Source organism: Gemmatimonadaceae bacterium, assembly GCA_036003045.1.
Taxonomy (GTDB): domain Bacteria; phylum Gemmatimonadota; class Gemmatimonadetes; order Gemmatimonadales; family Gemmatimonadaceae; genus JAQBQB01.
Genome location: DASYSS010000043.1, coordinates 34,522 through 55,101 on the forward strand (window position 1 = coordinate 34,522; position 20,580 = coordinate 55,101).

A 20,580-nucleotide genomic window follows, 5' to 3' on the forward strand; every position below is an offset into this window, starting at 1 on the left:
GGCACCGCGAAGGAGCGCGCCCCCCCGCCGGCGCCGCCAGCGCTATGGCTGGCGGCCGACGACGCTGTACAAGAATCCCGTGTACTGCATCTCGTCCCACGTCTGCTCGCCCCAGTGGACGTCTTTGGTGGGATCGGGGTTGTGTTTGTTCGTCGCTGAGTTGTCATACCACGCCGTCGACATGATCTTCGCGCCGGCGGGCATTTCGAGCGGCTTGTCGAAGAGGTAGTACGTCTGCCAGTTGAAGTCGTAGTGCGGCATGTCGAGGATGACCTCGGACGTGCTGTCCGGCTTCACCAGTGTGTAGCGCCAGCGCGTTCCGCGAAGGTGCGTGTGCGGGAACAGCCCCCAGACGCGGATCGACTGGCCGGCCGTGATCTCAGCCGGAACCGCGACGTCGTTCGCGCCGGCGGGAAGCGTGAATGAACCATTCACGAACTGTGAAGCAAAGATCTCTTCCTGCGGCTTGCCTGGCGCAAAACGGAAGCCGACACGCGAGCGATCCTTCATCTCGTGGCCGTGCGCGGTGTAGTGCATTTGGAAGGTGAGCACCGTGCCGGCTCGCAGGCGCAGCGCCGTGCCCGGCGCGAACTGGACGACGTTGGTCCCCGGCGCGGTCGTGCCGATGAGGGCGCCGAGTCCCATTTTCGGTGGCGCGTGCAGCGTGTCGGCGCGCGGAGCGTCGCGGATGGCCGCCTGCTGCCGGTTGCGAATGAGAACCGGTACGGGCGCGGGTGTGCCGGCAGGACGCGGCGCGGCAGCGACCGGTGCGGCGCCAGGCACGGGCGGAACATTCGCGAACACCAGAACGTGGTGCACCACTTCACGCGCGCCCGGCTGAATCTCGATCGCCTGCACCCACTTGTCTTCGGTGAGATTCGTCGGAACGGTGAAGTACTGATACTCGATCAGTCCGCTCGCCGGAACGTCGAAATCCTCCGGCATGCTGACCACCATGTCTGGCGCGCCGATCGACCAGCTCGACGGAAAGTCGGGCTTCGGCGGCAAGTCCTTCGTATCGCCTTGCTGTGCGCCGCCGGCGATCCAGTCGAGAATGATTTTCTTGTCCGCGTCCGAGAGGCGCCGATCGTTTCGGAAGACGCCATGAGGACCTTCGGCGTGCCACGGCGGCATGTACCCCGTCGATACCGCGTCCTCCATCTTGTCCGTCTGCGCTTTCGCGCTGTCGTAGTCGACGAGCGAGAACGGCCCGAGACCGCCGGGGTGATGGCAGCTCGCGCAATTCTTATAGATGATCGGCGCGACATCCTTGCTGAACGTCGGCGCGGCGTGGCGGGGACTGGACTGGCGAGCGAACGCGACGGCGACCAGCGCGGCGGGGACCAGCGCAGAAAGCTGCGCGGCGCGAATGAGTCGAGACGGCATGGGCGGGAGGCCTCTTCGAGGGAGGGACACGCGAGAAGCTGACAGAAAGCAATGCGCTCGACCGCCCGGCGCGCAAGGCTGTGGCGCAACATATGGTAGCGAAACGGCTTTCCTACTCTGGCCCCGTTCGCCTGGGACGCCGTACGTTAGACGTGCCGTCCGACCTCTCTCCCCCGATGGAGCCTCCATGCCGCTCTCGGTCTCGCTGAATCGCGCGGCGCGCGCCGCCGCTTCGATCACCGTCGCCACTCTGTTCGCCGCGCCGGCGGGCGCCCAACAGGTCAAGCCGATTCACTTCGCCCGCAACGCCGGCATCGCCAGCGATGGACGCGTCGCGTTCACCTACCAGGACGACATCTGGCTCGTCGACGCCGACGGCTCGAATCCGCGCCGGCTCACCGTGAACGTCGCGCGCGATTTCTCGCCGCGCTTCTCACCCGACGGAAAGTGGATCGCGTTCACGAGCAACCGCACCGGGAACAACGACGTGTTCGTCATGCCATCCGCCGGCGGCGAGCCGAGGCAAGTCACGTTCTTCTCCGGCGACGACCAAGCGCTGTACTGGACGCCCGACGGCAAAGGGATCGTCATCTCGAGCACGCGCGGATCGAACGCGTGGGGATCGCCGCTCTACGTGCAGCCCGTCGACGGCGGAATCGCCAAGCCGTTGGGCATGGGGATCGCCCGGGCCGGGATGATCAGCCAGGACGGGGCGACGATCGCGTTCAACCGCAACCTGCCGTCGACGTGGCGCAAAGAGTATCGCGGCAACGCGGCGGCGAACATCGCCGTGATGAACGTGAGCAACGGCTCGATTCAGGAGATCACGAACACCGATCTCCAGCAATTCAAGACGTTCTCGAACAACGTGTTTCCGATGTGGGGCCCCGAGGGAATGATCTACTTCGCGTCGGAGCGCGACGGCACGTTCAACCTGTGGCGCATGTCTACGAAGGGCGGCGCCGCGCAACAGGTGACGACCTTCAAGAGCCCGGGCGGCGTGTTCTTCCCGTCCATCTCGCCCGACGGAAAGCACATCGTCTTTCAGAACGAGTTCGACCTGTACACGATCGACCTCCCCAACGGAAAGGCGAAGAAGCTGGCGTTGGCGATGTCGTTCGATCCCAAGGAGCCGGACGTTCAAGTCCTCGCGTCCGCGAGTCGAGCCGAGGGATTCAGCGTGTCCCCGGCCGGCGACTACATGGCCATCGACTACCACGGTGAAATCGTGATCGTGCCGACCGAGGCCGGCGTCGGCGAGAAGACGCAGGTCACGAGCTCGGCGTGGCGCGAGCGAAGCGAGGCCTATTCGCCCGACGGCCGGAAGATCGCGTATGTCTCCGACGAAGGTGGCGAGCAGCAGGTGTGGGTCTACGACGTCGCATCGGCGACGAGCAAGAAGCTCACGGCGCAGCCGGCGGAAAAAGACAACCTGGTTTGGGCGTCGAACTCGCAGAAGCTCGCCTACGGCGCCGACAACAAGGTGTTCGAGGTGGACGCCGCGGGCGGCGCCCCTCGCGAAATCGAGCACAACGCCGCCGGCGGCATCAACGTGTCGCAGTATTCGGCGGACGGAAACTGGCTCGTCTACAGCCGTCGCGACGACGAACAGAACGCCGACGTCTATCTCTACGACATCAGGACCAAGACCGAGTACAACGTCTCGCGAAGCCCGTGGAACGAGACCAACGCGCAGCTGACCGCCGACGGCAAGACGGTCGTTTTTGCGTCGAATCGCGACGGCGGAGTGAATCAGTTGTTCGCCGTTTCGCTGTCGCGCATCGCCGAGGATCCGAACGATCCGTTGGTTCGAGAGCGAATTCGCCGCGCGTCGGGCGGGGGCGGCGCCGGCCGCGGAGGTCGAGGAGGGGGCAACACGGATTCGGCGGCGGTGGACGCGGCGGTTCATGTAGACCTCAAAGGAATCGACCGGCGCGCGATTCAGCTCACGCGAGGCGGCACCGGCGTTGGCGCTTTCTTCCTTTCACGCGACGGACGCACCATCTACTTCGCGGTCGGCGGATTCGGCGGACGCGGCGGCGGTGGTCGCGGACGCGGCGGCGCGCCGGGCGCAGCCGAGTCGGATGCGGGACTCTACTCCGTTGGCGTCGATGGACGCGATCGTCGGCGGATCGCGGCGGGTACGTTCGCGGGCATGCAGCCGACGGCGGATCGTCGCGCGATCTATTTCCGCGGCGCCGTGCGCGCCCCGGCGGGTGACGATCCGCCTCCTCAGGGACGCGGCGGTGCCGCCGAAGTCGGCTTCCCGATCGAGCGACTCACCATCGCGGCGGGCGGGGGTGGTGCGGGTGGCGCCGGTGGCGCGCCCGGGCGCGCGGGTGCGACCGGCGGTGGCGCTGCCGGCGAGCAGATCAACTTCGCGTTCAACGTGCGGGTCGACCGCCGGGACGAGTGGAAGCAACTGCTCGACGAATCGTACCGCGTCATGAAATACCGCTACTACGACGCGACGATGCACGGCAAGGATTGGCCCGTGATCTACTCGCGCTACTCGACGCTTCTGGCCGACGCGGGAACGAACGAAGACGTCTATGACATTGCCAACGCGATGATCGGAGAGTTGAGCACGTCGCACACCGGCGTGACGGGCCCACCGAGCGTGAACATGCCGGCCACGTACACGACGCGGTACCTCGGCGTCGAGCTGGAGCCGGCCGGCGCGCGCTACCGCGTGAGCCACGTCTATCGGGACGGTCCCGCCGACAAGGAGTGGATCGACGTCAACGTCGGCGACTACGTCTGGTCGATCGACGGCAAGGACGTCAAAGCGGGCGACGACTACTGGAAAATTTTGAGCCAGACCGAGAACGAGTACATCCCGGTGAAGGTGTCGAAGTCCGCCGACGGAGCCGGCGCGAAGACATACCGAATCGCGACGGCCACCAACATGACGAACATCAAGTACGAAGAATGGGTCGCCAACAACCGCGACTCGGTGGACAAGGCGACCAACGGACAGATCGCCTATGTCCACATTCGAGCCATGGACCAACCGTCGCTCGAGCGCTTCCAGAACGAGATCGACCGGTTCTGGCAGAAGAAGGGGATCATCGTCGACATCAGGAACAACGGTGGCGGCAACATCGACCAAGAGCTGCTCGACATTCTCGAGCGCCAGCCATACGAGTTCTGGAACAACCGCAACGGCTCACGCACGTGGGGACGCCGTCCGCGGCAGGCGATCGTCGGGCCGAAGGTCATGATGATCAACTACCGCTCGGTGTCCGACGCCGAGGTGACCCCACAAGGCTTCCGCACGCTCGGACTCGGGAAGCTCGTCGGCAACCCGACTTCGGCGCAGGTGATCGCGACCGGGAGTTATGCGCTGATCAACGGCGGGGCTATTCGAACGCCGGGCTCTCTCGTCGTTTCGTGGGATCCCGCCAAGCCGAACAACTACGGGTTCGATCTCGAGAACTACGGGATCCCGCCGGATGTGTGGGTCAAGAATTCGCCCGACGACGACGCGAAGGGCGTGGACCGCGAGCTCAAGGTGGCGATCGACGAGGCGATGAAGATGCTGAAAGCGGGTCCGAAGGTGCAGGCGACACAGCAACAGCGGTGACCGAGCCGGTCGAACGCAGACTGACAAAACCGTAAGCTTGCGTCAAGAATCCTCTATGCCGCGCCGGTATGCGCCGTGCCATGGCCCGGTGCACACTGGCGCGGTATGTTCTGCTCGCCTTCCAGCGACCTTCACCACCAATCGAACTTATGACTGAGACCTCCGTCGGGCGACGCCGCCCTCGGGCCTGCGGTCGATCCACGTCGTCATGCGCGGGTGGGCGCGCATGAACACGCTCGAAATTCGTACGCGGCTCTACGCCGCGCTCGGCGACCGATATCACATCGAGCGCACATTCGGCGAAGGCGGACTGGCGACGGTCTATCTCGCCCGCGACTTGAAGCACGGTCGCGACGTGGCGATCAAAGTTCTCAAATCGGAGCTCAGCGCCGCGGTCGGAGCAGAGGCCTTCACGCGCGAAATGGCGGCCGCCGCCACGCTCAGCCATCCGAACATCCTTTCGATCTTCGAGTGGGGCGACGCAGACGGCACGCTGTTCTGCGTAATGCCGAGCGCTCGCGGGCATACGCTCCGCCACGTGATCGACTCGGCCGGCCAGCTGTCGGTCGGCGAATCGATCCGCATCGCCGGTGAAATCGCGGGTGCGCTCGACTACGCCAACGACTGCGGCGTTCTCCACCGCGACGTGAAACCGCAGAACGTCATTCTCGAGGACGGCCGCCTGCTGCTGGCCGATTTCGGAATCGGGAACGCCATGGCGACGATCGAGGGCGGCGCGCTCGCAAAGGCGTCGATCGGCATCGGTACGCCGGAGTACATGAGCCCCGAGCAGGTGGCCGGCGAACCGGTGGATTCGCGCAGCGACGTCTATTCGCTCGCTTGCGTGTTCTACGAGATGCTCGTCGGCGAGCCGCCATTCGTCGGGCCGGCAACGCAGGTCGTCATCTCGAAGCGGTTCATGCAGACGCCGCCGAGCGTGAGCGTCATACGCGACGGAATCCCTCGCCCTGTCGCCTGCGCGCTTCAGTCGGCTCTCGCGCGCTCGCCGGGCGACCGGCCGCGCTCAGCCGGCGCGTTCGTCGAGTCGCTGCTCGACGCCGAGAGTGAAGCGGTCTCCGCGAGTCGCGAGGTGACGTTCGCCAGGACCTGAGGCCCCGCCCGGCGCGCCGCCGATCAGTGAATCGGCGCGCGCAGTCCTCGACCGGGTAGCGCACCGTCGCGGACGACGCCGTCGCTCACGACCGGCACGCCATTCACGAGCACGTACTTGAACCCGACCGACGTGAGCGCGGGTTGCTGATATGTCGACCGATCGGCGACGGTATTCGGATCGAACACCGTGATGTCCGCGTCGGCGCCGACTTTGATGCGTCCCTTGTTCTTGAACACCGGCGCGAGGGTCTCCAATCGCTGCGCCGGCATGAGGGACATCTTCCGAATCGCGTCGACGAGCGTGAGCTGCTTGGTCTCGCGAACGTAGTGAGCGAGAATGCGCGCCTCGGTCCCCGCGGTGCGCGGGTGACCTTTGCCATGCTCGATGCCGCCGTCGCTCGCGATCGCCGTGAGCGGGCTCGTGATCGCCATTGCTTCCATCTCGGGCGTGTTGAGAAACAGGATCACGCCGCCCCCTTTCTTGCGCTCCGTCTCGAACGTCGCGCGCGTGAGACGCGCGCCTGTCGCGACGAGCATGATTCGTTGCATCACGCTGTCCGGCGCGCCGACGTACTGGTCGAGCAGCGCCGAACCGATCTCGGTCATCCCCGCGATATAGGGATAAGCCTCCGTCGTGACGTCGATGCCGCGTTCGCGCGCCTCGCGCACGAGGGCCAGCGTCTTGGGCGTCGACTCGAGACTCATGCTGTTGAGATGTACGATGTGCAACGGCGCGCCAGTGACCGCGGCCGCACCGATCACCTCTAGGAATGCCTCCACCGAGCTCCCGGGCTCCTTGGTGCCGAACGAGCGCACGTGAACGAAGACGGGGGCGTGATACTTCGCCGCCGTGCGGAACGTCTCGAGCACCTCGTTTCGCGTCGCGGCCGGCGTGTACTGCAGACCCATCCCGACGCCGAGTGCGCCGGCGGCGAGATTGGCGGCGACGCGGTGCTCGATGTCGGCGATCTGGGCGTCGGTGGCAACTTGATGCCCGCCCGGCCCCGTCGGCAGCAGACCGGTCGACTTATCCTTCATCACGAGCATGCGCGCGCGAATGTGGCTCGAGGACGCGCCGAAATTGATGAGCGCCTTTCCTTCACGACTCTTGTAGAAGCGGGGGACGTCCTCAGTGCCGACCTCGAGCTCGAGCGCGGTGGTCACACCGTCGAGCGCGAACAGGCGGTAGTTCTCGTCGTCCTGTCCGTGCGCGTGCAAGTCGATGAACCCCGGCGCGACGACGAGACCCTTGGCATCGAGAACGGTCTTGCCGGTGATCGGCGTCGTCGAGATCGACTCGATCTTGCCGTTGCGAACCCCCACGAACCGAATCGCGTCGAGACGCGACTCCGGGTCGATCACGCGACCGTTGGCGATCACGACGTCGTACTGCGGCTGTTGCGCGCCGGCGATCGCCCGCGACGCCAGAACAGCGACCAGCATCATCGCGAGCGGGCGCATTGGATCTCCATGTTCTAGTCGTTGACTCGGCGGCCTATCATAGTCCCGGTGCTCCGGCGTCACCAGGCCAACCGCGCAGCTTGCAGCGCTTCGGCGTCGCGGGCCATACTCACGTGGATTCTTGTCTCTCGGCTCCCCACCCCACCCACACGAAGGTCTCAGCGCGGAGCTCACATGGACTCGAAGTTCGAGAAGACGCTGCCCTCGGAAACATCGAGCATCAATCGTCGCGAGTTCCTGCACGGAACGATGGCCACCGCCGCTGCGCTGAGCGTCGCGCCGCGACTTCCGAATCTCATCTCGTCGCCGAAGGACGACGTGATCGCGAAGATCGCCGGGCAGCACGATCGGACCGTGAAGATGCTCCAGGACTGGATCGCGTTTCCTTCGATCGCCGCCGAGAACCGGGGATTTCCGCAGGGCGCCGAGTACATGGCGAAGCTGCTGCGCGAGGCGGGATGCCAGCGCGCCGATCTCGTGCCGACGAAGGGAAAGCCCGGCGTCTTCGCGACGTACGACGTGGGTGCGCCGCACTCCGTCGGCATCTACTTCATGTATGACGTCAAACAGTTCGATCCGGCCGAGTGGAGCTCGCCGCCGCTCGAGGGTCGGCTCGTCGACAAACCGGGACTGGGCAAGGTGGTCGTCGGACGCGGCGCCACCAACGAGAAGGGACCTCAGGTCGCCTGTCTCGCCGCGCTACACGCCTTCAAGGCGGCGAATCAAAAGCTGCCGGTGAACTTGGTCGTCGTCTGCGAGGGCGAAGAGGAAATCGGCTCGCCGAACTTCTCGCAGATCGTCCTCGAGCCGAAGGTCGAGGCGGCGCTCAAGAAGTGTCTCGGCGTCGTAATTCCGTTCGGGAATCAGAGTCTCGACGGCTCGGTCGAGATCAACCTCGGCGCGAAGGGCGTGGTCGAGCTCGAGCTCGTGTCGAGCGGTGAAAAATGGGGACGCGGTCCCAAGCACGACGTGCACTCGAGCCTCGAGGCGCAACTCGACAGCCCGTCGTGGCATCTCGTGCAGGCGCTGAACACGCTCATCCAGCCGGACGGCCACACTCCCGCCGTCGCCGGATTCTTCGACAAGGTGCGCCCGCTCTCGGCGCGACAGAGACAGATTCTCGAAGCGGCTATCCCCCAACGCAACGAAGCGTTGGCCAAGACGTCGCTCGGTGTCGAGCGCTGGTTCAAGGACGAGTCGTTCCACGACGCCGAAGTGCGACTCGTGACGCAGCCGACGATCAACATCGAAGGACTCGTCGGCGGCTACACGGGGCCGGGCGGCAAGACGATTCTACCGCATCGCGCCATCGCGAAGATCGACATGCGCCTCGTACCCGACATGACGGCGCTCGGTACGCTCGAGTTGCTGAAGCAGCACCTCGCGAAGCACGGCTTTGGCGACATCGAGGTGAACATGAGCGGCGGATACGATCCCACCGAGACCGACCCCGACTCGAAGCTCGTCAAGGCGCAGATCGCGGCGTACAAGGCTCAGGGCGTCGAGCCGCTGCTCTGGCCTCGTCTCGCCGGCTCGTGGCCGGGCGTGCGCTTCACCGGCGCGCCGCTCAGCCTCCCGGCCGGACAATTCGGGATGGGCCATGGCGACGGCGCACACGCGCCTGACGAGTACTGGCTGATCGAGTCGGCGAATCCGAAGGTCGCCGGGATGGACGGCGCGGTGCGGTCATACGTCGAGCTGTTCTACGCCTGCGCGCAGGCGTGACGCCAGAAACTACGGCGCGACGATTCTCCACGTCGCGCCAATGGACGCATCCGCGCACGCGCAGAACGAGGTCGCCGCCGCCAACATGGCGAGTCGTATGCGTGAAATCTGAACCCGATCCGCGAATTCGCTAAGCCCGGAGCCGAGCGCTAATTTGTGCACGCTTGCCTCCCCCCCACGGCCGACTTCGCCGCCAATGATCGAGACCTCGTCCGGAACGACGAAGGCCGCGCGACCGTGAGCGGCCCGCTGTTCACGCAGCTTCAAGCGACACTGGGCGACGCCTATCGACTCGAGCGTGAGCTCGGCGGCGGTGGGATGAGCCGGGTCTTCGTCGCCGACGAGGTCCGACTCGGTCGCAAGGTCGTGGTGAAGCTCCTGTCGCCCGATCTCGCGCAGGGTCTCAGCGCGGAACGTTTCGAGCGCGAGATCCGAACGGTCGCCGGGCTCCAGCAGGCCAACATCGTCCCGGTGCTGACGGCCGGCGACACCGAAGGGCTCCCCTTCTACACGATGCCGTTCGTGGAGGGGGAGTCGCTTCGCGCCAGACTCGCCCGTGGGCCGCTCGCCGTCGCCGAAGTCGTGAGCGTTCTCAAGGACGTCTCGAAGGCGCTCGCCTACGCGCATCAGCGCGGCGTCGTCCATCGGGACATCAAGCCGGACAACGTGCTGATCTCGGGGGGCACGGCGGTCGTTACCGACTTCGGTATCGCCAAAGCGATCAGCGCCGCCCGCACGGATTCCGGCGGCGCGACGCTCACGCAAGTCGGCACGTCGATCGGAACTCCCGCGTACATGGCGCCCGAGCAGGCCGCGGGCGACGCCGGCATCGACTCCCGCGCCGACATCTACGCGCTCGGCGCCATGGCGTACGAACTGCTCAGCGGGCAACTCGTCTTCCCCGATCGCACCGCGCCGCGGATGCTCGCTGCTCATATGAGCGAGGATCCGCGCCCGCTCGCTACGCTGCGGGGCGACGTCCCTGCCGCGCTCGCCGATCTCGTGATGCGGTGTTTGGCGAAGGACCCGGCAAACCGGCCGCAGAGCGCCGGCGACGTCGTACGAGATCTCGAAACGATGGCGAGCGGCAGCGCGACGGCGATGCCGCCAATCCTGCTCGGCGGACCGGCGATGTTCATGAAGGCACTGGCGATCTATGCGGCGTCATTCGTCGTCGTCGCCGTCATCGCGAAGGCGGCCATCGTCGGAATCGGCCTTCCGGAATGGGTGTTCCCCGGTTCGCTGATCGTGATGGGACTCGGCCTGCCGGTGGTGTTGTGGACGGGGTATGTCCAGCGGGTGACCCGCCGCGCGATGACGGCGACGCCGACGTTCACTCCGGGCGGGACGCCGACCGCGACGCACGGCAAGATCGCGACGATCGCGCTCAAGGCCGCGCCGCACGTCAGTTGGTATCGTACCGCGCGCGGGGGGCTCTACGCGTTCGTCGCGTTCGTCGCGATGATCGGGCTGTTCATGGGCTTGCGGGCCGTCGGCGTCGGACCATTCGCCTCTTTGCTCGCGTCGGGCCGACTCAGGCAGAGCGAACCGATTCTGCTCACCGACTTCCGCACGACGAACGTCGACTCCGCGCTGGGGCGCGTCGTGAGCGACGCCGTTCGCGCGGGGCTGACCGGCTCGTCGGCGTTCACGCTGACTCAGCCCGCGGAAATCGTCGCCACGCTGCGACAGATGCAGCGAGAGCCGACGACACGAATCGATTCGGCGGTGGCGCGCGAGATCGCGCAGCGAAAAAACATCAAGGCGATCGTCGACGGCGACGTCACCGGCGTACCGGGCGGCTACATCGTCTCGATCCGCCTCGTACGCGCGGATTCAGGCGGCGAGTTGGCGTCGTTCCGCGAGACGGGCGACGGGCCGCGGGGCCTGATCGACGCGGCGGACAAGCTCGCGCGCCAACTGCGCGCCAAGGCCGGCGAATCTCTCCGCCGGGTGAACGCGACGCCTCCGCTGTTCCAGGCGACAACGTCTTCGCTGGATGCGCTTCGGAAGTACAGCGAGGCGGTGCGACTCAACTCGCTCGGAGACAGGAAGTCGACGGATCTCGCCCGCGATGCCGTGGCGCTCGATTCGACGTTCGCGATGGCGTGGACCCTCCTCGCGGCAACGCTGTCGAACTACGGCGCCCCCCGGTCAGCCATCGATACGGCGACCACACAGGCGTACCGCAATCGAGGTCGGCTTCCGCAGATCGAGCACGACCAGGTTGTAGGGCGCTACTTCGCGATGGGGCCCGGCCGAGATCGCGGCAAGGCGATCGCCGCGTACGAAGGGATGCTTCAGCGCGGCGACAGCATTCCCCAGGTACTGATCAACCTCGGCGAGCTACTGAGAGGGCGTCGACAGTTCGCGCGCGCCGAATCGCTCAACCTGGCGGCCTCGCGACTCTTGCCCGGCACGGCAACGGCTCTCGGAAACGCCGTCGAAATGGAGTTGAATCAGGGGAAGTTCAAGGACGCCGCGGCGAACATCGCTGAGCTCAAGGTGCGAGTCGTCGGGTACGGACTCGGGCGCCAGGCATCCTTGTTCGCGCTCCAGGGGGATTACAGAGCGCTCACCAGACTCGCCGACAGCACATATCGCGCGGGCGACGAACCGAGGCGACGAGTGGGCCTTCCGAACCTGCGCGGGCTCGCCGTTCAGGAAGGTCGCTGGCGAGACTACGTCGCGCTCACCAACGAGCGATCCGGTGCCGGAGCCACCGATCCGGGATTTCCGATTCGGCAGCTACGCCGCGAGGCGGAGCTCAAGGGCCCGTCACCCAAGATCGTGGCGCGACTCGACTCGGTGATCGGCCAGGTACCGTTCAAGGACTTGCCCATGGTGGACCGCCCCTATCTCGAGGCGGCCGTCACGCTCGCCCTCGTGGGGAGCGCCGATAAGGCGCGCGCGATGGTCGCGCGGTATCGCGCCGAGGTCACCGATACGGCGCTCCGACGCGACCAACTCGCCGAGCTGCACGACGTACTCGGCGAGATCGCGATTGCCGACCGAAAGCCCCTCGACGCCGTGGAGGAGTTTCGGCGGGGTGACATCGGATACGACGGCGCCCCGGCTCACGAATGCGCGCCCTGCCTGCCGCTCGAGCTGGGGCAAGCGTTCGACGCCGCCGCGAAGCCGGACTCGGCGATCTTCTTTTTGGAGCGCTATCTGGCAACACCGTTCTGGGACAAGTACTCGATCGAGCTCGACCCAACGCGCGTACCGGCGATCCGCGAACGACTCGGACAGCTCTACGAGTCGATTGGCAACACCGACAAGGCGGTCGAGAACTATCGCGCGTTCATCGAGCTGTGGAAGAACGCGGACCCGGATCTGCAACCTCGAGTGGCCGACGCGCGGAAGCGACTCGCGCGACTCACGCCGGTCGAGAAGCCGCGCCCGTGACGGCTCGATGACCTCCGACCTGCGCTCTCGACTCCAGACCACGCTCGGCGACGGCTACACGATCGAGCGTGAGCTGGGCGGCGGCGGAATGGCGCGCGTCTTTCTCGCGATCGAAACCGGTCTCGCGCGCACCGTCGTCGTCAAGATTCTCGCGCCGGAGCTGGCCGCCGAGGTCAGCGCGGAGCGCTTCGCGCGCGAGGTGAAGGTGGCCGCGCGGCTCCAGCAGGCGAACATCGTCCCCCTACTCAGCGCCGGCGAATCGAATGGCCTGGCGTGGTACTCGATGCCGTACGTGCGCGGCGAGTCGCTTCGCACGCGGCTGGCGGCGAGTGAGCCGGTGTCGTTGACCGACGCGGTGAACATCCTGCGCGACGTGGCCCGCGCGCTCGCGTTCGCGCACGGGGAGGGCGTCGTCCATCGCGACATCAAGCCGGAAAACATTCTGCTCTCGGGCGGCGCCGCGGTCGTCACGGACTTCGGAATCGCCAAGGCGATCACGACGTCGCGTACGCACGACGGGGCAGGACCGACGATCACCCAGATGGGTGCCGCAATCGGCACGCCGGCGTACATGGCGCCTGAGCAAATCGCGGGAGATCCGGGCGTGGATCACCGCGCGGATCTCTATGCGTGGGGCGTCGTGGCGTGGGAGCTGATCGCCGGACGACATCCGTTTTCCGGCAGGACGAGCGCTCAGGCCGTTCTCGCCGCGCATTTGACCGAGGCGTGCCCTTCGCTCACGACGATTCGTTCAAACGTTCCACCCGCGCTCGCGTCGCTCGTCGCGCGCTGCCTCGAAAAGGATCCGTCGCGACGGCCGCAATCGGCGACTGAACTGCTTTCCGCGCTCGACCAAGTCGGATCGACGAGCGGCTCCGCGCCCTCGATGACGCGGTCCAGCCGATTCTCCGCGCGAACCCTCGCGATCGCGGCCGCGATCGTAGTCGTCCTTGGAACGAGCGCCTGGCTGATGGCGCGAAAAACATCGGGCTCCGCGAGGCCGGCGGGCTATAAGTCGCTCGCCGTTCTTCCATTCGGATCGCGCGAGGGCGACACCGCGAACGCGTATTTCGCCGAAGGCATGGCCGACGAGCTCACCACCGAGCTCGCGAAGGTCGGCGGGCTTCGACTCGCCGCGACGAGCTCCGCGGCCGCCTATCGCAACAAGGCGGCAGACGTCCGCGAGGTCGGCAAGTCACTCAACGTCGCCGCGGTGCTGCAGGGCACCGTTCGTCGAGAGGGTGGCCGAATCCGCGTGTCGGCACAGCTGTCCGACGCGGCCGACGGACTGCTCGTGTGGAGCAACAGCTACGAGCGCGAGGTGAAGGATGTGTTCGCCGTGCAGGACGAGTTGACGCGGGACATCGTCGGCGCATTGCGTGTGAAACTCGCGGGCAGCGCCACACCGGGGGAAGCCGGCGCCAAGCGAGATACCACCGATTTCGAGACGTACGACGTCTATCTTCGCGCGCTCCACCTCCTGCGTCAGCGTGGAACGAGAGTCATGGGGTCGATTCCCTATTTTCGCCAAGCGCTCGCGCGCGACTCTTCGTACGCCCGGGCATGGTCCGAGCTCGGCGAAGCGTATTGCGTCCTTCCCTTGTATAGCGCCGTGCGCGTGGACTCGGTTCTCCCGCTCGGGCGTTCAGCCATCGCGCGAGCGCACGCGCTGGATCCATCGGACGCCAACGCGTACGCCGCCGAGGGATTCTGCGACATGTTGGCGATTCGCCCACGCGAGGCCCAGGTCGCGTTCGACCGAGCGCTGAGCCTCGACTCCGGCAACGTGCTGGCGAACCGCGCGCGCTGGTCGGCGCTGGAGTCGGCGGGTCAGACCGATGCAGCCGTCGACGCGGCCCGTCGGACGGCTCGTTTCGATCCGTTGGATGCGACGTCCGCATGGGTCGGCGCTCAGGTGATGCTCGTCGCGAAGCGATACGACGAGGGCATCGCCATGGCTCAGCGCTCGGTGGAGCTCGACTCGGGCGCGAACAATCCCGCCCGGTTGGTCCACGCTCTCATTCTGCACGCGACGAACGACAACGATGGCGCTCGCAAACTGTTGGGCGCGTCTGCCGTCATCTCGCCGCAGATTCTGCCCTGGCGAGGGTATTTGATCGCGGTGACGGGCGACCGGGTTGGCGCGAAGACATTCATCGATCAACGCGAGGCGGTTCGAGGACACGACAGCTTCACCAACCTCACGATTGCCTGGACCTATTTGGGCGTCGGAGACACGACTCGGGCCCTCGATGCGCTCGAGCAGGCGGTGCGCGCCCGCGAGCCGCTGCCGTTCTCCGTTCCGTTCAGCATGCCGGCCTACGACCCGCTCCGTCGCAGCACGCGATTCGCGGCGGTGATCAAAGGCTATGGCATGGATCCGGCGGCGTTTGGCGTCGCGACGAGCGGGCCGAAATAGCCTTCGACACAACCGGGGCTGGACGGTCGGCGACTAGCCCGGAGCGACTTTCGGGGCACACTGGCCTGCGCGGCGGGTATTTTCGGGGTATGCGCATACTCACCCTCGTTTCCATCGCGACGTTCGCCGCCGCTGCCGCTTGCAGCAGCGACACCGCGGCCCCGACTTGCTGCACGACCGGCGCTCCATCGCTGCGCGTCGTCAACGCGATCACGAGTCCGGTCGATGTGTTGATCGACGGCAGCGTCGCGATCTCGTCGCTCGCGCCCGGCACGATCGGAACCGCCGCCGCGCCTTCGGGCAGCCACTCCCTGATACTACGCGCCACGCAGCTCGCCGCGTCGACACCGCGCTCCATCACGACGACAGACGGCTCGGTCGCGACGGTCGCCGTCGTGCTCACGGCGAGCGGCACGGTACAAGGCGCGGTCCTCGATGACACCAACAGCGTGGTGCCCGCCGGTGCCACGAAGGTCCGCGTGCTCCATCTCGCGCCGAACGCGGGCACGATTCAGGTCTACCGCACGCAGCCCGATTTCCCGACGCCGGTCGACTGGCAGTTTCCGTTCAACTATCAATCCGACCCGACGCCGATCAGCGCGCCGTTTGTTCAGAGCACCGTCGGCACCTGGGAGATCCGCGTCTGGCAAACGCCCGCGGATTCCTCCGGATGGGCCAACGCGCCGATCAAGATCACGATTCCTCTCGCCAGCGGCGAAAAGAAAACCGTGATGATCCTCGACAAGCCGGGCGGCGGGATCAGGTACGAGCTGATGTGACGAGAAGGCGGCTGCTACTCAGCCGCCTTCTTCGTTTTCTGTCGCTCCCGTATCTCTACCGGGAGTAGCACGCGGCGTCCGCCGCCGCCGACCCACACCTCGAGGCGCATCTCACCGGCTTTGGTCGGCACATAGGTGAAGTCGGCCGTTTCGCCCGGCCCCAGCCGCGCGAGCGCCGACTTCGGAGCCCGGAGGGCCATCGGGAGATCGGCGCCGTCGCGCGCCAATGGCCTCCACTTCACCACTTGCTCCTCGGTCCCGAACCTGAAGTTCAGCACTTCGTCCGCGTGGATGCTGACGATTCTCAGCCGATTCGTATCTCCGACGGTCATCACGATCGCCGGAGGTTCCATTCGTCCGTTCACGAGCAACGTCGACGGTCCAAGTTTGTAGAACTCGGGCAGCCCACCGCCACCGGCGACGATCAAGTGATCTTTCGTCGTGTCGCGCGGTGAATCGCTGACGATGATCGCGCCATACATCCCGGACGCAATCTGTCGCATCTCGTGCAGATGCGAATGGTACGGGAACGTTCCGCTCCGCGGCGGCGTGAACTCGGCGGCGAACGTTCCCCCGGGCGGGATGGGTGGCATGATCTTGTCGCCCATGCCGCTCCAGTCGGAAACGCCGTCGGGGTAGCTCTCGATCTCGAGTCCGTGCCAGTGCACGCCGCTCGCCTCGTCAAGGTTGTTGTGTACGAGAATTCTTACGGGCTCGCCTCGCTTGAGCTCGAGCACGGGGCCGGGGATGATCACCGAGTCTCTGGCCGGAACTTCTTTTCCCGTCTGCAACACGAATCCGTACGCCGGCTGATTGCCCATCAGCCCGTTCTCGTGCTTCTGTATGAGAAGGTTGATCGTCCGGCGGTCGGTGACGGCTTTTTCTTTGAAGGTCGGCGACGGCGTGACGTGGATCCCGATCACCAACCCGCGCATCGTGTGTCCGCCCGGTTTGTCGTGCGCCGGCATCGCGTGATCACTGCTCGACGCCAGCACGATGTTCGGTTCGGGTGAGCCATGCAGGCTCACGATCTCATCGATGTGCCCTGCGAAGTGACAATGGAATACCCAGTTGCCCGGCGTCGTCGGCACGAACGCCAACGTCATCGAGCCGCCGATCGGAATGATGCGCATGTTCTGCAGCGGCTGGAGCGCCGGCGGGACTACCGTATCGGCTCGCGCGCCTCCGGAGCGGGTCACGCGGAAATAGAATCCGTGCAGGTGTAGCGGATGCTCGATCGCCGCGGCGTTCACGATCCGGAAGTGCACCGAATCACCCTGCGTGAACGTGAACTGCTCGTTGTACGGCCACTCCCTGCCGTTGAACGTGAGGGCCGACTCGAACGTCTGCGTTTTCTCGACCGGGTAGAACCACTCGGTGATCAGCAACACTCGTTCGTTCGCAGCCGGCGCCGAGCCCGTCGCATCTACGATGAGCGCTCCGGTAAGCTGCGCGTCGAGCCAATTGCGGTCGTCGAAGTTGTTCAGCCCTTTGAGCGCGGCCCAATAGAAGAAGTTGCCGGCCTTGTCGAGCTTGAACGTCACCTCGCGCGTCGCGCCGGCCGCGAGTTGCACCGTGTCGCGCTCCGCCGGCATCGAGCGGCGCAGGCCGCCCAGCGTGAGCGCGGAGTCGGACTTGTTGTGAACCGTGAGGTGGACCGTCGTTCCAACCGGCGCGCGCAACAGCGGCGCGGGCACCGACGGCGCTTTGCCCGTCTCGGCGAACGCCAAAATCCGCACGACCGGATCGAGCTCGCCTTCCGGCTGATAGCCCGCTTCGACGATGTCGAGCGAGAGTGTCAGCGTTCCGCTGGACAGCGTCCCCGCGGGATGCCGATTGTCGTTCACGCGCGCGATCGACGCGTTCGCGACTGGGTGCGGAAGCGGAAACCTCGGCGGCGGCGGTACGACTGACTCCTGTGGCGGAAGGACAGCCGAAAGGAGGAACGCGGCAACCACGGTAAAAGCCATCGTCGGCTCCGGGTGCGAGTGGGAGGTAGGGTGACCCCAAAGCTGGCGGTTCCTGCCGCCATGTCAACAAACACGAAAAAACGAGCTCGATTACGGCAAGGCGAACGTCACGAGCCCCTGCAGCGTCGTGATCGCGACGTATTGCTTCCCGTCGGCGCTGAACGTCACGGGCGTGGAACGAATCCACTGAGCTCCGCCCGACATCTTCGCGCGCCACAGACCTTCACCGGTGCTCGCCTCGACCGCGTTGAGATAGCCCTGTACGTCGCCGTAAAAGACGAGGTCGCCCGCCGTCGCGAGGGATCCGCCGCACAGTGGCGACGCCAGCGTCGGCTCGTCGGTCCTCAGCATCCAGCGAACCTTGCCGGTGGCCGCGTCGATGGCCGTCGTCGTCGCGTAGGCGTCTCCTCTCGCCGGCGACGCGATCCCGCCGTCGTAGCGTTCACCAACGGTGTGCTCGCGAACCATTCTATGGTATACGTTCGGCGTGTGCTGCCCGCGCACGTAGAGGAGTCCGGTGCGCGGCGAATACGACATCGGCTGCCAATTCGAGCCACCCTGAATTCCCGGCGCGATCCGTGTTCCGAGCTCGGTCGGCTCGGCCCACATGTTTTCGTGCGGAACGAATTCCTCCGACCGCACAATCTGCGTTCCCGTGCGCCGGTCCAGTATGTAGACCCAGCCCGTCTTGCCCGCGTGCGCGATCGCCGGCACGCGCGCGCCGCGGACGTCGATGTCGACGAGCACCGTGGGGCTCGCCGCGTCGTAGTCCCACAGATCGTGCGGGACCATCTGATAGTGCCAGCGATGCTTTCCGGTCTTGATGTCGACGGCGACGATCGAGTTGTTGTAGAGATTGTCGCCGGGCCGCTCGTGATCGTCGAAGTCCGCGCCGGGATTGCCCGTTCCGAAATACACGAGACCCAACGCCGGATCGTAGCTCGGCGTCATCCACACGGGCGCGCCGCCTTTCTGCCATGCGTTCGGGTATTTCGCGCTGTCGGCGCGCTCCCGCTCGATGTTGCGCGGCAACTGCTCGCCGTCGGGCGTGGTTCGCGCCCACGTCCCCCACCAACCGCCTTCTTCCGGCGACGGAATCGTCCAGAATCGCCACACGCGACTGCCCGTTTTCACGTCGTACGCATCGACGAAACCGCGGATCTCGAACTCTCCGCCTGCCGCTCCAACGATGACTTTCCCGTCGGCGACCAATGGCGCCATCGTGAAGGAGTATCCGAACGCCCCGTCGGCCGCGCGCGTCTGCCAGACCACCTTTCCGTTCTTGGCGTTGATCGCCACGACGCGCGCGTCGAGTGTCGCGACGAATACTCGTCCGTCGGCGACGGCGACCCCGCGGTTGTTCGGCCCGCAGCAGACGCGAATCGTTCCGTTGTCGGCCGCGGCCCAACGCCAAAGCTCCCGTCCTGTTGCCGCGTCGAGCGCGAATACCTGCGGGCCGGGATATGTGTAGTACAACACTCCGTCCACGACGACGGGACTGCTCTCCTGCTTGAAGATCCCCTCGACCGGGGCGATCGGCGCCGGACGCGTCTCGTGCAACCAGGCGAGCCGGAGCCGCCCGACATTTTTCACGTTGATTTGCGTGAGCGGCGAGAATCGCTGGTTCGTGAAGTCATGGCCGTACGACGGCCATTCGTCGTCGCCACCGGCCGCCGCCCCCGCCGTGGGACGAAGGATTGACGCTCGCGGTACACCGCGGACCGCGAGGGCGGCAATGGCGCCGAGCCCGCACGCGGACGCGAACGTGACCCAGCCGCGTCGAGGACGGTTCATCGCACCAAGTTGCCGCCGTTGGCTTCGGCTGACAATATCGGAGGGCATTCGGCAAGGGATCCCGATATTTACATTCGCTGACGTGAGCATCATTATTTTGAATCTCGAGGCCGGCTGATCCGGGCGACGGCCCGGGCGACCTGCTGGAACAACTCTCGGTTCTTCCGTCCCTGACGATGCGCTTCGCGAGCGTCACGTGCGCGTCGGACGCTCGGAGTAACGTTCGAGGTTGGAGATTGCGCACGAAGACGCATCTCTCCGACAGCCTCTCGTTGAAACCGGATTCGGCGATATTTCGTACGGTCAAGGCACATATGCGCAATAAGCTCCCGCAATCCACTTAGCGCCGGTGAGCAGCGCGACGTGATTTCGATGGTCAAATGGCTGCGCGCTCGTTGTCACACCTGAGGGCCGCTCAACGATGAGCTTGACGAACGATTCAGAGCTGGACGCACGACCGCCTCGCCGCATTCGCGGCCTGCTTCGCACGAGCCTCACGGCCGGCGTCGCACTCTCGGCTTTGGGGACCGGAATCCTGGCGCTGGGGCTCGCCACGGGACTCGTGCCGTCGTCCATCTTCGGCCCGCGCGAGTTGCTCGCCGTGGCCGTTCGAGACTTCGTCGCGGGCGCGGTCGCCGGCGGTCTCTTTTCGTGGTTCGTCGCGCGCGGCGAGCGGGGAAAGTCGCTGTCGGCGCTCTCCACCGGGCGAGTGGCGTTTTGGGGTGGGCTCGCGACCGCGAGCATTCCCGTCTTGGCGGCACTCGCGGCGCGCGGTGTCTCGGTGCCGATCGGCATCATCGCGGCGAGCACGGCTCTCTTTGGGATCGGGGGAAGTGTCGTCAGCGCGGGGATGCTGCGACTCGCCCGACGCGCGCCTGTGCAACTCGGCGAGCCCGCCGCTGATCCGGAGCGTCTGCTCCGCTAGCCACGGTCGATCGA

Annotated in this window: 11 protein-coding genes; 7 read left to right on the plus strand and 4 right to left on the minus strand. The window is 66.0% G+C overall.

The features are described from left to right. Positions 1 to 42: 42 nt before the first annotated feature. Entirely contained in the window at positions 43 to 1,386 is a 1,344-nt protein-coding gene (locus VGQ44_11055; protein HEV8447355.1) for a hypothetical protein, read from the minus strand. Positions 1,387 to 1,573: 187 nt separating this feature from the next. Between VGQ44_11055 and VGQ44_11060 the strand changes: the two genes are divergently transcribed. Beyond that, positions 1,574 to 4,972, plus strand: coding sequence for a S41 family peptidase (locus tag VGQ44_11060; GenBank protein ID HEV8447356.1), 3,399 nt, complete (start codon positions 1,574 to 1,576; stop codon positions 4,970 to 4,972). A gap of 226 nt (positions 4,973 to 5,198) precedes the next feature. Further along, positions 5,199 to 6,083: a serine/threonine-protein kinase gene (locus tag VGQ44_11065; GenBank protein HEV8447357.1), complete on the plus strand. Its 885-nt coding sequence runs from the start codon at positions 5,199 to 5,201 to the stop codon at positions 6,081 to 6,083. Between the two features lie 23 nt (positions 6,084 to 6,106). Here VGQ44_11065 and VGQ44_11070 read toward each other — a convergent pair whose 3' ends face one another. Then, positions 6,107 to 7,546, minus strand: coding sequence for an amidohydrolase family protein (locus tag VGQ44_11070; GenBank protein ID HEV8447358.1), 1,440 nt, complete (start codon positions 7,544 to 7,546; stop codon positions 6,107 to 6,109). A gap of 174 nt (positions 7,547 to 7,720) precedes the next feature. Between VGQ44_11070 and VGQ44_11075 the strand changes: the two genes are divergently transcribed. From VGQ44_11075 to VGQ44_11090, 4 genes are all read left to right on the plus strand, one after another. Continuing rightward, positions 7,721 to 9,271 (plus strand): M20/M25/M40 family metallo-hydrolase, encoded by a 1,551-nt coding sequence (locus VGQ44_11075; GenBank protein ID HEV8447359.1) that lies wholly within the window; start codon positions 7,721 to 7,723, stop codon positions 9,269 to 9,271. A 156-nt stretch (positions 9,272 to 9,427) separates the two neighbouring features. Further along, positions 9,428 to 12,679, plus strand: coding sequence for a protein kinase (locus VGQ44_11080; GenBank protein HEV8447360.1), 3,252 nt, complete (start codon positions 9,428 to 9,430; stop codon positions 12,677 to 12,679). Positions 12,680 to 12,686: 7 nt separating this feature from the next. Further along, positions 12,687 to 15,098, plus strand: coding sequence for a protein kinase (locus VGQ44_11085; GenBank protein ID HEV8447361.1), 2,412 nt, complete (start codon positions 12,687 to 12,689; stop codon positions 15,096 to 15,098). 89 nt (positions 15,099 to 15,187) lie between these two features. Continuing rightward, complete coding sequence (locus VGQ44_11090) at positions 15,188 to 15,877, plus strand: DUF4397 domain-containing protein (GenBank protein ID HEV8447362.1); 690 nt, start codon at positions 15,188 to 15,190, stop codon at positions 15,875 to 15,877. Positions 15,878 to 15,891: 14 nt separating this feature from the next. Here the strand turns inward: VGQ44_11090 and VGQ44_11095 are convergent, their stop codons facing one another. Continuing rightward, on the minus strand, positions 15,892 to 17,847 hold the full coding sequence (locus VGQ44_11095; GenBank protein ID HEV8447363.1) for a multicopper oxidase domain-containing protein: 1,956 nt from the start codon (positions 17,845 to 17,847) through the stop codon (positions 15,892 to 15,894). A gap of 90 nt (positions 17,848 to 17,937) precedes the next feature. Further along, positions 17,938 to 19,641 carry a PQQ-binding-like beta-propeller repeat protein gene (locus tag VGQ44_11100; protein HEV8447364.1) on the minus strand — a complete coding sequence of 568 codons (1,704 nt, stop codon included), beginning with the start codon at positions 19,639 to 19,641 and terminating at the stop codon, positions 17,938 to 17,940. Positions 19,642 to 20,062: 421 nt separating this feature from the next. Here VGQ44_11100 and VGQ44_11105 point away from each other — a divergent pair, with 421 nt between their 5' ends. After that, complete coding sequence (locus VGQ44_11105; GenBank protein HEV8447365.1) at positions 20,063 to 20,566, plus strand: hypothetical protein; 504 nt, start codon at positions 20,063 to 20,065, stop codon at positions 20,564 to 20,566. Positions 20,567 to 20,580 lie beyond the last annotated feature (14 nt).

Coding starts and splice junctions, on each gene's coding strand:
- VGQ44_11100 (HEV8447364.1), bottom strand. CDS start 19,641: ATGAACCGTCCTCGACGCGGCTGGGTCACGTTCGCGTCCGCGTGCGGG.
- VGQ44_11070 (HEV8447358.1), bottom strand. CDS start 7,546: ATGCGCCCGCTCGCGATGATGCTGGTCGCTGTTCTGGCGTCGCGGGCG.
- VGQ44_11065 (HEV8447357.1), top strand. CDS start 5,199: ATGAACACGCTCGAAATTCGTACGCGGCTCTACGCCGCGCTCGGCGAC.
- VGQ44_11090 (HEV8447362.1), top strand. CDS start 15,188: ATGCGCATACTCACCCTCGTTTCCATCGCGACGTTCGCCGCCGCTGCC.
- VGQ44_11055 (HEV8447355.1), bottom strand. CDS start 1,386: ATGCCGTCTCGACTCATTCGCGCCGCGCAGCTTTCTGCGCTGGTCCCC.
- VGQ44_11075 (HEV8447359.1), top strand. CDS start 7,721: ATGGACTCGAAGTTCGAGAAGACGCTGCCCTCGGAAACATCGAGCATC.
- VGQ44_11060 (HEV8447356.1), top strand. CDS start 1,574: ATGCCGCTCTCGGTCTCGCTGAATCGCGCGGCGCGCGCCGCCGCTTCG.
- VGQ44_11095 (HEV8447363.1), bottom strand. CDS start 17,847: ATGGCTTTTACCGTGGTTGCCGCGTTCCTCCTTTCGGCTGTCCTTCCG.
- VGQ44_11105 (HEV8447365.1), top strand. CDS start 20,063: ATGAGCTTGACGAACGATTCAGAGCTGGACGCACGACCGCCTCGCCGC.
- VGQ44_11085 (HEV8447361.1), top strand. CDS start 12,687: ATGACCTCCGACCTGCGCTCTCGACTCCAGACCACGCTCGGCGACGGC.